The organism is Bacillus sp. EB106-04-02-XG92 (assembly GCF_058791995.1).
In genome coordinates this window covers 142,136-155,065 of record NZ_JBYTEA010000002.1, presented here as the reverse complement: position 1 = coordinate 155,065, position 12,930 = coordinate 142,136, and the positions used below count along the sequence as shown (strand labels likewise).

The 12,930-nt window shown below is 35.6% G+C and carries 8 protein-coding genes; 6 read left to right on the top strand and 2 right to left on the bottom strand.

Translation table 11 applies throughout. The features are described from left to right. Positions 1–204: 204 nt before the first annotated feature. Complete coding sequence (locus AC3WVA_RS06830; protein ID WP_025966858.1) at positions 205–549, bottom strand: winged helix-turn-helix transcriptional regulator; 345 nt, start codon at positions 547–549, stop codon at positions 205–207. Positions 550–941: 392 nt separating this feature from the next. On the opposite strand from AC3WVA_RS06830, the gene AC3WVA_RS06825 reads away from it, so the two are divergent. From AC3WVA_RS06825 to AC3WVA_RS06810, 4 genes are all read left to right on the top strand, one after another. Continuing rightward, complete coding sequence (locus AC3WVA_RS06825) at positions 942–2,105, top strand: MFS transporter (RefSeq protein ID WP_176539101.1); 1,164 nt, start codon at positions 942–944, stop codon at positions 2,103–2,105. 15 nt (positions 2,106–2,120) lie between these two features. Continuing rightward, positions 2,121–2,960, top strand: coding sequence for an aldo/keto reductase (locus AC3WVA_RS06820; RefSeq protein WP_098520863.1), 840 nt, complete (start codon positions 2,121–2,123; stop codon positions 2,958–2,960). Positions 2,961–3,084: 124 nt separating this feature from the next. Continuing rightward, positions 3,085–4,002 (top strand): thioester domain-containing protein, encoded by a 918-nt coding sequence (locus AC3WVA_RS06815; protein ID WP_098520862.1) that lies wholly within the window; start codon positions 3,085–3,087, stop codon positions 4,000–4,002. Between the two features lie 722 nt (positions 4,003–4,724). Beyond that, the gene (locus tag AC3WVA_RS06810) at positions 4,725–8,519 is read left to right on the top strand and encodes a putative mucin/carbohydrate-binding domain-containing protein (protein WP_098520860.1); all 3,795 of its coding nucleotides are present in this window, start codon (positions 4,725–4,727) and stop codon (positions 8,517–8,519) included. 42 nt (positions 8,520–8,561) lie between these two features. On the opposite strand, the gene AC3WVA_RS06805 is transcribed toward AC3WVA_RS06810, so the two are convergent. After that, entirely contained in the window at positions 8,562–9,200 is a 639-nt protein-coding gene (locus AC3WVA_RS06805; RefSeq protein WP_098345491.1) for an NAD(P)-dependent oxidoreductase, read from the bottom strand. 300 nt (positions 9,201–9,500) lie between these two features. On the opposite strand from AC3WVA_RS06805, the gene AC3WVA_RS06800 reads away from it, so the two are divergent. Both AC3WVA_RS06800 and AC3WVA_RS06795 read left to right on the top strand, forming a co-directional pair. Continuing rightward, entirely contained in the window at positions 9,501–10,931 is a 1,431-nt protein-coding gene (locus tag AC3WVA_RS06800; protein ID WP_098345492.1) for an alanine/glycine:cation symporter family protein, read from the top strand. A gap of 321 nt (positions 10,932–11,252) precedes the next feature. Further along, positions 11,253–12,695 carry an alanine/glycine:cation symporter family protein gene (locus AC3WVA_RS06795; RefSeq protein ID WP_098520859.1) on the top strand — a complete coding sequence of 481 codons (1,443 nt, stop codon included), beginning with the start codon at positions 11,253–11,255 and terminating at the stop codon, positions 12,693–12,695. Positions 12,696–12,930 lie beyond the last annotated feature (235 nt).

Sequence of the window (12,930 nt, the reverse complement as noted above, 5' to 3'; positions counted from 1 at the left end):
ATATAATATATATCCTATATTATATACTATATACACCTATGTTAACATAAAAATGATTCCTAATTATTTGATATTACGTGTATAACGTAGTACTGCCAAGGCGTGAAAGCGCATAAATTATTTTGTTAAGCTTAGAAATGTACATATATATAAAGAAAAAAAGGAAAAAACGGACAAATTTATGTTCGTTTTTTCCTTTTTTTACTATTCACCTTCTGTAATTAGCATCGATGTGTTACCGCTTTTTTCAAGATGGCATTCGCCCCAAGTACAAAGAGAGTCAAGAATGGATTCTAAAGACCAACCGTAGTCTGTAAGGGAATATTCTACTTTCGGTGGTACTTGGTTGTATACCTTTCTTTGAATAACTCCATCTTCTTCTAACTCGCGTAATTGCTGCGTTAACATTTTTTGTGTAATACCAGGCATGAGACGTTTTAATTCACTCGTTCTCTTTGTACCTTTCGTTAGGTGGCAAAGAATAACAACTTTCCATTTTCCGCCGATAACCTCTAAAGTCGCTTCAACGGGAATGTTATATTTCTTCATATTAAAATCTCCTTTGATGAATGTAGATGTCAGTTCTCCAACAAAAGAAGCTAAATCATTTAAATGTTACTAAAAAGTACCTATAGCACTTTAAAGTACGTACTTTTTATCATGTTGAATATGTTCCATAATAGCATACGTAAGAGGGAAATGAGTAGTACGGTACTAAAAAGTGCCTATGTTACTTTTCGGTACCTATCGTACTTTTAAGTGCGTTCTTCAAAAAAAGAGTGAAGCCATTCATAATAGCATATATGAGCAGTAAATTTATTTTTGTAGAAGAAAAAAGGCCTTTTTTCATACTATTATGATTGGATTTCTCGCATTAAGGAGGAGTTCAATTGAATTCATATACAGTATCTTCTTCGGCAGTACAGACGAATCGGAGAAGTATGTTTGCTTTATTAGCACTAGCCATTAGTGCGTTTGGAATTGGTACAACCGAATTCATTAGTGTCGGTTTATTACCATCTATTTCAGAGGATTTACATGTTTCTGTTACAACAGCGGGTTTAACCGTTTCTTTATATGCTTTAGGAGTAGCGTTCGGTGCTCCAGTATTAACGTCATTAACAGCTAGTATGTCGCGAAAGACGTTATTAATGTGGATTATGATTATTTTCATTATTGGTAATGGAATTGCGGCGGTGGCAACAAGTTTTACTGTGTTACTTATCGCGAGGGTTGTATCTGCGTTTGCGCACGGCGTTTTTATGTCGATAGGATCCACCATTGCAGCTGCGCTTGTACCAGAGAATAAACGTGCGAGTGCAATTGCATTTATGTTTACTGGTTTAACCGTTGCGACCATTACAGGTGTACCGATTGGAACGTTTATCGGTCAACAATTTGGCTGGAGAGCTTCGTTTATGGTAATTGTGGCAATTGGGATTGTTGCTCTAATCGCCAACAGTATGCTCATTCCTTCTAACTTAAAAAAAGGTACGTCTGTATCATTTCGCGATCAATTTAAACTGATTACGAATGGAAGACTATTACTTGTATTTATTATTACTGCATTAGGATACGGGGGAACATTCGTAACATTTACGTATTTATCTCCGCTATTACAAGAAGTAACAGGATTTAAAGCGAGTACCGTTACAATTATTTTGTTAGTGTACGGAATCGCCATTGCGATAGGGAATATGATCGGTGGAAAATTATCAAATCATAATCCGATTCGAGCATTATTTTACATGTTCTTTATTCAAGCAATTGTATTATTTGTTTTCACGTTTACAGCACCGTTTCAAGTCGCTGGACTCATCACAATTATTTTCATGGGACTATTCGCATTTATGAATGTTCCAGGGCTACAAGTGTATGTCGTTATATTAGCTGAACGATTTGTACCTAGCGCTGTTGATGTGGCATCCGCGATTAACATTGCAGCGTTTAATGCGGGAATCGCTCTTGGTGCTTATTTAGGAGGCATTGTAACGAACTCTTTAGGGTTAATTCATACAGCTTGGGTAGGCGGAATTATGGTAGTAGGCGCTGTTATTTTAACGGCGTGGAGTATGACATTAGAAAAAAGAGATCAAGTGAAATAAGGGAGAGAAAATATAATGAAAAATTTACAAAGTACAACAACATTGCATAACGGTGTAGAGATGCCTTGGTTCGGTTTAGGTGTTTTCAAAGTAGAAGATGGGCCAGAACTTGTAGAGGCTGTGAAATCTGCGATTAAAGCAGGATACCGTAGTATCGATACAGCTGCGATTTATGGAAATGAGAAGGCTGTAGGAGAAGGAATTCGCGCAGGTATAAAAGAAGCAGGCATTTCTCGTGAAGATTTATTCATTACTTCAAAAGTGTGGAATTCGGATCAAGGATATGAAACAACACTTGCTGCATATGAAGAAAGTTTAAAAAAATTAGAGCTAGATTATTTAGATTTATATCTTGTTCATTGGCCTGTAGAAGGGAAATACAAAGATACGTGGAGAGCGTTAGAAACACTTTATAAAGAAGAACGCGTACGTGCAATTGGCGTAAGTAACTTCCAAATCCACCATCTGCAAGACGTGCTAGCAGATGCAGAAATGAAACCAATGATTAACCAAGTGGAATATCACCCTCGTTTAACGCAAAAAGAATTACAAGCGTTCTGTAAAGAGCAAGGTATTCAAATGGAAGCATGGTCACCACTTATGCAAGGTCAATTGTTAGATAACGAAACATTGCAAGAAATTGCTCATAAGTATGGTAAAACGACAGCTCAAATCATTTTACGCTGGGACCTTCAAAATGAAGTTGTAACAATTCCGAAGTCAACGAAAGAACACCGAATCATTGCAAATGCCGATATATTTAATTTCGAATTAACGAAAGAAGATATGGAGAAAATCGACGCGTTAAACGAAAATCACCGCGTTGGTCCAGACCCTGATAACTTCGATTTCTAAACATATAGTGGAGAAGAAGAGTGCAAACAGTTTGCACTCTTTTTTGTTTTGTTTATGCATAAAAATTTTTTCTAACTAAATACTACTTATTAGTAAATTTGTTATTTCATAAGGGGCTGTAAACATGAATATAAAGCAATCGTTCAAATTTTTGGCTGTGTTTTTAAGTGTTTTATTTGTGTTATTTCCGCTACAAAAAGCATTCGCGGAAGTTATGGATCATACAAAGTATCAGATGGATTGGAGTTATAGTAAGTCAAAGAAGAAACCAATTCGAACAGAGCTTATTAAAACAGCAGATGGTAAAATTGCCTTTTGCTTAAATGTAGATTTGAAATCTCCGAGCGGTCAAGATTTACCGGAAATGGGGAAAGTGGATATTAATGTGTATCGTGTACTATTGAATGGATATCCACAAAAGAGTCCACAAGAATTAGGTGTTTCTGATTGGAGAGAAGCACATTATGCAACGCAGCTTGCAGTATGGAATGCGTTAAAACAAATCGATATTAATGATTTAGATTTCCGAAATAAAAATGTAGAAAAAGTAACGAAAGATATCGTTGCAAAAGCAAATGCTAGTGAAGAATTACAAGAAATTACGATGAGGGTCATGCCATCAGAAGAACAAGAAGCAGTATTGAAAAATGATTTCTTTGAAACAGGTTTATATACAGTAGAAACAAACGCGAAAAGCGGAACGTATAAAGTACAAGCAACAGGTGCTCCAGCTGGAGTGAAGTTTGTGAATGAAAAGGGCGAAGCAAAAACGGAATTTAATGTAGGAGAAAAGTTCCGTATCTTAATTCCGAAACAAACACCAGCTGGTGGATTTAGCTTTAAAGTATTAGGGAATTTAACAAAGTTACAAGGGATTGCACATAAAGGTACACCAACAATTCAAAATGCAGTCGTATTACTTGAGCGTAGTGAAGAAAAAACAAGTCCGGAGTTATCGGTGAGTTGGAAAACAACAAATGGTCATGATAATAATAAACCACATACTCCAAATGAACCACATAAACCGAATCAAAAGAGATAACGAAAAAGCATTGGCTTGTGCCAGTGCTTTTTTATATGAATTTTAAAATTATATCAGGAAAATTATATGTAGAATAAAAGCGCTGTTTATACAGTTTGAACTTTATTTCGAAATAATATAAATATATTAAAATCTAAACGTTACAATTAATGGATTGTATTCACAAAATTGTAACATTATTCTGATTGAAAAGGCTATCAAACAAAGTAGAAAGCGTGTAGAATTCAGTTGGAAAAACTACCTATTGATGGTCATATATGAAGAAAATGTAAGATTATATTATTATTCAAAATTTTAGATGTATAGATGACAATACTGAAATATATCTTTTGCTATTCTCTTTTTATCCGACTTTAACGGGCAGTAAGACCCCCACCTCAAAATGCAGCGAAAGCAAAGCAGTTAGGTGGGGGATCAACTGCCCATAAAAGTCCGATTAGTTCAACTAATAATTAGTGGGGGATGAAGAAAACCCACACTGATTAAAGTTTCACTTTATGTAGAGAGAACTCATCACAAGTAGAGAGAAGTGAGGGGGATACAGTGCATAAAAATTTTATAATGTAAGAAAGCGAATACATGGAGAGGGATGCGGTAGTAATTGATACAGGTGCGCGAGGTTTTAGTCTATTCATTAAATGTTTTTATGAAAATAATAGGATGTCTTATTAAATGAATATATAGGATAGTTTCTCTAAATAAAGGAATAGGGGACACAGATTATGTCGAAGAAAAAGACGATTAGGGTATTAGTAGCTGGTGTTTGTTTAGCTACGTTATTAACGCCATATGGATTTGAATTGCCTAAGGTGTATGCAGAGATGACGATTGAAGATAAGGATAAACAGCAAGAAGAGCGAGTGTATCAATTGCTGCCAAAAGGTGATGTAGAAGGGATGCGTGAGTTGCATCAGCGGCGAATGAGTTTTTCTCCTTATGAACCAACGGGCGTTTATGTAAAGCCAGGTGAAGAAGTAGTTATTCAAGTAGAAGGGACTCAACAGATTAAAGCTTATATTGGTACATATTCTTATGAAAAAGAAGAACCTAAACAATTCAATTTAAATCCTGGTGAGAACAAAATTTCTTCTCCAAATGGAGGACTATTATACTTTTATAATTATCACAACACAGGAGAAGTAGTGGCTAAAGTGAAAAAAGGTGGTACACCAAATCCTTTATTTATTTTAGGTAAACATACGACAGAAGATTGGAAACGTATGTTGAAGGAATCACCGAATCCATATGCAATCGAAATGAAAGGAGAAAATAGTTTACTAACTATGCATCCTGAGACTGTAGCGGAGCATTTAAAACAAGAAGATCCAGCTGCGTTATTAAAGAAACATGATGAAATAATTAACATTGAGCATAAAATATCAGGATTATCAAAAGATGGTGTGGGTGTTGCGAATCAAGGTAAACATTCCATTCATTTTGTTGAAGACTGGTATACGGACAATTATATGTATGCGACGTATTATCGAACAGCTTATAGTAAAGGGAATTTAGAGTCAGTACTAAATCTAGAAGAGTTAACTAATGATGGCTGGGGACCTTGGCATGAAGTGGGACATCAACATCAACAGAACACTTGGTTATGGGATGGACTTGGAGAAGTAACAGTTAATATTTATTCTTTGGCAGTTCAAACTACATTCGGGCACAAAACAAGGTTAGAACAAGAGGGACGCTATGAAGCTGCATTTGCTTATTTAGGTAAACCAGATGCACAAGAGAAGATGAATGTATTTGAGAAATTAGTTATGTTTTGGCAGTTACATTTAGCTTATGGGGATCAATTCTATCCGAAATTACATCAAATGTATCGTTTGTTACATGATACAGAACTGCCTAAATCTGATGAAGAGAAAAAGCAGATGTTTATTTATATGACGTCAAAAGTGGCAGGACAAAATTTAATTCCTTTCTTTGATAAATGGGGATTATTTGTAAATGATGCTACGAGAGAAAAGATTGAAAAATTAAATTTACCAAAATTAGAAAAAGAAATATGGTTATCTACAGATAGCAATCCAATTCGTGAAAAACAAACTGAGTTATATGAAGTTCCATATGGCGAGCCAAATAATGAAAAAATACAAAATGTAGTAATCGGTACTACATATGATGAGAAAAAAGCAAAAGAACTTGTAAGGAATTTAGGAGAAGGCGTAAAAACAACAGGTGTGATTATACAAGATAAGCCTGAAGTTGGAGAAAAAACTGTAAAAGTAGAAATTGTAGATAGAAAAGGAAATAAGAATTTCATTCCAGTTGTAGTGAATGTTGGATATGGAGATAGCCTACTTGTATATGGATTGAACTATACCGGGGAGGGAGACTTGAAGTCAACCGTAACTCTACATCATGGTACGAAAAAATTTAGTGCAACAGATACGAAAAATTTAATTCACGATTACTTTAAAGATGAAAAGTATTTTGAGTTTACACTGTACGATAAAGAAGGAAGAGGGAAGAAAAATGTAGGGGTAAAAGGCTTGGAGAATACAGAAGCTCTTGCCAAAGAATTAAATGGATTAGCATTTGAATATGGAGATGTGGTGAAAGTATACCATGCAGAGTCTTCACGATTACATTGGTATCAAAAAGGTTTATATGTGGGAGAAGGAAAAAATAAAGAAATAAAAGAATTATTCTTCAAAATTACTGAAAATGGATTTGAAAGATTAAAATCATTGCAAGAAGTAACAGTAAAGCCACAAACAGTAGTAGTCGGAACAGAAGTAGAAAAGCTAGAAGCGAAAAACTTTGTTGAAGTGAAAGACGGAGAAGTAATTGGCTTTGTAGAAAAACCAACTACATCAAAAGTCGGAAAACAAACAGTAAAAGTAGAAACGAAAGATATGTTTGGAAATAAGCAAGTAACAGAAGTACCGTTAGAAGTGACGTATGGAGATAGCGTTGCTTATATAGGATACAACAATGAAATTGCTTCAGTTGTAACATTAAAGCATAATGAAAAGAAATTACATGCGACTGATATGAATAAGCAAATTCATAAATATTTTAACAAAGAACAATATATGGGAATCACGTTATATGATGGAAACGGAACTGAGAAAAATCATGTAACAGCAGAAGGACAAGAAACTTCAAAGAATTTTGCAGAGCAAGTGAATGGACTGCAGTTTGAGTATGGAGATGTAGTGAAAGTATTCCATGCAGAACCAGACCGCTTAAAATGGTATCAAAATAATAACTTTGCTGGCCAAGGTGAGAAAAAAGGGATAAAAGAACTATTCTTTAAAGTGACAGAAAAAGGTTTTGAGAGAATGGATATGTTGCAAGAGGTAATAGTAAAACCTCAACAAGTAGTAGTAGGAACAGATGCTGATAAGCTAGATGCGAAAAGCTTTGTACAAGTAAAAGATGGTGAAGTAATTGGCTTTGTAGAAAAACCTAATACAACAGAAATCGGAAAGCAAACAGTAAAAGTAGAAACGCAAGATCGTTTTGGTAATAAGAAAGTAACGGAAGTACCGTTGGAAGTAATTTATGGTGATAGTATAGTCTTCCAAGGTGATGGCAATGATACGCGTTCTGTCGTAACTGCGGATCATAATGAGAAAAAGTTACGGGCAACATTTACGGATTCTAAAGTTCATTATCGCTTTGAGAATGAAAAATATATGGGAATCACGCTATATGATCAAAATGGAAATGAAAAGAAGGTTATTTCGGTAGAAGGGCAAGAGACTTCTAAAAACTTTGCAGAACAGTTAAATGGTGTAGACTTTGCATATGGTGATGTTATTAAGGTATATCATGCAGAATCAGATCGATTGAAGTGGTATGAAAAGAATGAATTTATAGGTAACGGTAAAGGGAAAGTGGAGCAAGAATTGTACTTTGAAATAACAGAAAAAGGTTTTGAAAAACTGGAAGGCTTACAAGAAGTAACAGCAGTACCACAGAAGGTAGTAATCGGGACAAATGCAGAAAAAATAAATGTAAAAGACTTTGTTGAAGTAAAAGATGGAGAAGTAGTTGGTTTTGTGGAGAAGCCAGATACAACGAAAATCGGAAAGCAAACAGTAAGAGTAGAAACAAAAGATCGTTTTGGAAATAAAAAGGTGACAGAAGTTCCTATGGAAGTAACATACGGAGATAGCATAGTGTATCAAGGTGTATCTAATATAACCCGTTCAATCGTTACGCTAAATCATGGGGAAAAGAAATTACATGCAACACTTACAGATGAGACAATCCATTATCGATTTGTAAATGAGAAGTATATAGGTCTTACGCTTTATGATTCAAATGGTAAAGAGAAAAAGCATGTAACAGCAGAAGGACAGGAAACTTCGAAGAATTTTGCTGAACAAGTAAACGGAGCAATGTTTGAGTACGGTGATGTGTTGAAAGTGTATCATGCAGAGTCAGATCGTTTGAATTGGTATAATAAGAGTGAGCTAGTTGGAAAAGGAAATGCGAAGAAGTTTAAAGAAATTTCCTTCAAGATTACTCCAAATGGTTTAGAACAAGTGCAATAATAGAAAAAGCTCGTAAAACATTATGTTTTACGAGCTTTTTTATTATTCAGCTTCAGAAACTACTGTGAAGCGTTCGTTTACGTGTTTTGGATTTTCGATTTCATCAAGTGCTGCTACTGCGAAGTCTTCGTAACTTACGTAGCTATCACCTTTTGCGTTAATAAGAAGGTTGTCTTTGCCAGCTGTATAAGAGCCTGTGCGTTTTCCTAATGCGAATAGTGCAGAAGGGCTGATGAATGTCCAAGTAATATCGTTAGTTTGTTGCAAGATTTCTAAGTTTTTACCTTGGTTTTGAGCCGTTGCAAGGTATTCATTTGGGAAGCCTGGCGTATCAAATACGCGTGTTGTTTTCTCTTCGTCTACAAATAAGCTTCCAGCGCCGCCAACTACAAGTAATTTTGTGTTAGGTGCACCTTTCATAGCCTCGATTAGTACGTTTCCTGCATCTACGTGAAGGTGTTCTTCGCCTGCTGGAGCGCCGAATGCATTTACAACTACGTCAAATGCCTGTAGGTCATTAGATGTAAGAGAGAATACATCTTTCTCTAAAACTTTTACGTTTTCTTCTGTAATTTTTGCAGCGTTTCTTACGATTGCAGTTACTTCATGTCCGCGATCTAATGCTTCTTTTAAAATACGACTTCCTGCTTTACCAGTTGCTCCGATGATTCCGATTTTCATAATAAATCCCTCCAAATTGTTTTCTTAAAGTGTATATCTGAAAGTAAATGAATTTGATGTAATTAGGTTTGTTACAACCTGATGTAATCATTATAGTTACAGGTTGATACTTTTGTCAATGGGGTAGTTTGTAGATTTATTTTTTGTTTTAGTATGCACAGTTAGAGGGAGGGGAGTCATAAAGATATTGTCGCTTCTTTCCAGTCTAATATTTGGAAAATGGAAATTGTCGAAAAATGTTGATTTTTAAATGTTTTTTAAATATAATTCGTTTTATGGAGAAAAGGAGGGGTTAATTGTATGAATATTTTGGAACAATTTGTTTCGTCAACGAATACAATTCTTTGGTCATATATTCTTATTGCAATGTTAATTGGTTTAGGTCTTTATTTTTCTATTAAATTGAAATTCGTACAAATTACTCATTTAGGGGAAATGGTTCGACTAATGAGTGATGGATTAACTGGAAAGACGCGTAAAAAAGGTAGTGTATCTTCTTTCCAAGCGTTCTGTATGAGCTCAGCAGCTCGTATTGGAATTGGGAACTTAGCTGGTGTAGCGTTAGCTATTTCAATGGGTGGACCTGGCGCAGTATTTTGGATGTGGGTTATTGCGATTATCGGGGCGTCTTCAAGTTTCGTAGAAAGTACGCTTGCGCAAATTTATAAAATAAAAGATGGCAGTGGTTTCCGTGGTGGTCCTGCTTATTATATGGAAAAGGGTTTAAATAAACGTTGGATGGGAATTTGGTTCTCTATCCTTATTACAATTAGTTATGGTTTAATTTTTAACTCAGTACAAGCGAATACAGTAACATTAGCGTTTGAAAATGCATTCGGTTTAGAGCGTTATATTGTAGGTATTGCATTAGCTGCATTAGTTGCGGTTATTATTTTTGGTGGCGTGAAAAGTATCGCACGTATGTCTGAAATGATCGTTCCGCCAATGGCGCTTATTTATATTGCAGTAGCGATTTTCGTTGTTATTAAAAATTATTATTTAATACCGGATATGTTTACAGAAATCTTTAAAGGTGCATTCGGTTTAGATTCAGCTGTAGGTGGCGGTATCGGTGCTGCGATGAAATATGGTATTCAGCGCGGATTATTTGCGAACGAAGCAGGTATGGGTAGTGCGCCGAACGCGGCAGCAACAGCTGATGTAACGCATCCAGCAAAGCAAGGTTTTATTCAAACAATTGGAGTGTTAGTAGATACATTCTTAGTATGTACATCAACAGCATTTATCGTACTATGTTCTGGTGCATATAAGGCAACAAATTTAGAAGGTATTGAATTAACGCAAGTTGCGTTAAGTTCACAAATTGGTTCGTGGGCAAGTAGCTTCTTAGCGATTATTATTTTCTTATTTGCATTTAGTTCACTTCTAGGAAACTACTATTATGGTGAAACAAATATTGAATTCATTAAACAAAGTAAAACGTGGTTAACGATTTACCGTATTGCGGTAGTTGCAATGGTATTATTCGGTTCTGTTGCGACACTTCAAGTTGTATGGAATATGGCAGATTTATTTATGGGTCTAATGGTAATCACAAACTTAATTGCGATTACACTTCTTGGCCGATTTGCATACGCTGCATTGGCGGACTATGTAAGGCAAAAGAAACAAGGAAAAGATCCGGTGTTCAGTGCAGATTCTATTCCAGGTTTAACGAATACAGAGTGTTGGGATAAGCCGGTAGTAACAGATAAAGAAAAAGCGGTGTAATGAAAAGACGAGCGCGAGATAAATTCGATGCTCGTCTTTTTTGTTGTAGTAAATGATGAAAAGGAATTATTAATATAATTTTGTTTGTTCATTATTTTCGTTATTTGTAGAGAATGCACTGTCTTAAAAGTATGACTGGTCGAATGGGATGAGTGATTGAGTATTGGATACATGCACGTACTGGCTATATTTTACGTGAAAAAACATATATGTTAAGAGATTTAACGTATTCATGTTATAAAACCTAACATAAAGTTCTTGATTACTAAAAGTTTTTAGAATATAATTTTCTTATTGTTAGGAAGAGGGGGCAATACGATTATGGATTTTTTAACGAATGTAATTGGAGATATAAATAATGTCCTTTGGTCGTATGTCATTATTGCGATGTTAATTGGGTTAGGACTTTACTTTTCGTTTCGTGTGAAATTTGTCCAAGTTCGTTACTTCGGTGAAATGATTCGATTGCTTGGGGATGGGGCAAGTTCGAAAACGAGGAAAGAGCAAAAAGAGAAGAGTGGTGTATCATCGTTCCAGGCTTTTTGTATGAGTACAGCTTCTCGTGTAGGTACTGGTAACTTAGCTGGTGTAGCTATCGCAATCTCAGCAGGTGGCCCAGGAGCAGTATTTTGGATGTGGTTAATCGCGGTAATTGGGGGTGCTTCTGCATTTGTAGAAAGCACATTAGCGCAAATTTATAAAGTAAAAGATGGGAATGCGTTCCGTGGTGGCCCAGCTTATTATATGGAAAAAGGATTAAATAAGCGCTGGCTTGGAGCTATTTTCTCTGTTTTAATAACAGTAAGTTTCGGATTGATTTTTAACGCTGTACAGTCTAATACTGTAGCTGCTGCTTTTGATGGGGCATTCAAAACAGACAGTAGATTAGTAGGCCTTGTAATGGCTGGTTTACTTGCAGTTATTATCTTCGGCGGTGTAAAACGTATTGCACGCGCGGTTGAAATGATTGTTCCAGTAATGGCAATTATTTATGTAGCAGTGGCATTATTCGTTGTTGTAACAAACATTACGGCAATTCCGTATGTATTTAAAGAAATTTTCTTACATGCTTTCGGAATTAAAGAGGTAGTAGGTGGAGGATTAGGAGCTGCGATTTTACTAGGGGTAAAACGCGGATTATTCTCAAATGAAGCAGGTATGGGTAGTGCGCCGAACGCAGCTGCGACTGCGAACGTAACGCACCCAGTTAAACAAGGTTTCATTCAAACTTTAGGGGTATTTACAGATACATTATTAATTTGTAGTTGTACAGCATTTATCATTCTTTTATCAGATGTGCATAATGCAGCTGATCTAAATGGTATTCAATTAACGCAACAAGCATTAAGCCAACATATCGGACCATGGGCATCTATATTTGTAGCAGTTGCAATCTTCTTGTTTGCATTCAGCTCATTAGTAGGTAACTACTACTATGGTGAAACGAATATTGAGTTCTTAAATGGAAGTAAAGTGTTATTAACGGCATACCGCATTGCTGTACTTGGTATGGTTATGTTAGGTTCTGTAGCAACAATTCAAATCGTTTGGGATGTAGCAGATTTATTCATGGGTATTATGGCTGTTATTAACTTAGTGGCGATTGTATTCCTTTCTAAGTATGCTTTTGCGGCATTATCAGATTACGTAAAGCAAAAGAAACAAGGAAAAGATCCGGTATTCTATGCGGATTCTATTCCAGGTTTGGAAAATACAGAGTGCTGGGATAAGTCAGCAGTAGCTGATAAAGAAAAAGCAGTATAATGAGATGAGCATCAAGTGAAACTTGATGCTCATTTTTTGTTTTATCCGGATATTCGCGGATGGTAAAAGACGAACATTAATGAATGTTTCATAATAAAATGTATTTTTTTAAGAAAAATGCGGATATGAGTTGTGATTTATGTTAGAATGGAAAATGCCTTTGAAACAAGAGGTTTTATGATCTTTCCTATCCTGTTGAAGGTTTTAGAGGAGAAATGGAAAGTTCGGATTATTT

Coding starts and splice junctions, on each gene's coding strand:
- AC3WVA_RS06830 (WP_025966858.1), bottom strand. CDS start 549: ATGAAGAAATATAACATTCCCGTTGAAGCGACTTTAGAGGTTATCGGC.
- AC3WVA_RS06825 (WP_176539101.1), top strand. CDS start 942: ATGTTTGCTTTATTAGCACTAGCCATTAGTGCGTTTGGAATTGGTACA.
- AC3WVA_RS06820 (WP_098520863.1), top strand. CDS start 2,121: ATGAAAAATTTACAAAGTACAACAACATTGCATAACGGTGTAGAGATG.
- AC3WVA_RS06815 (WP_098520862.1), top strand. CDS start 3,085: ATGAATATAAAGCAATCGTTCAAATTTTTGGCTGTGTTTTTAAGTGTT.
- AC3WVA_RS06810 (WP_098520860.1), top strand. CDS start 4,725: ATGTCGAAGAAAAAGACGATTAGGGTATTAGTAGCTGGTGTTTGTTTA.
- AC3WVA_RS06805 (WP_098345491.1), bottom strand. CDS start 9,200: ATGAAAATCGGAATCATCGGAGCAACTGGTAAAGCAGGAAGTCGTATT.
- AC3WVA_RS06800 (WP_098345492.1), top strand. CDS start 9,501: ATGAATATTTTGGAACAATTTGTTTCGTCAACGAATACAATTCTTTGG.
- AC3WVA_RS06795 (WP_098520859.1), top strand. CDS start 11,253: ATGGATTTTTTAACGAATGTAATTGGAGATATAAATAATGTCCTTTGG.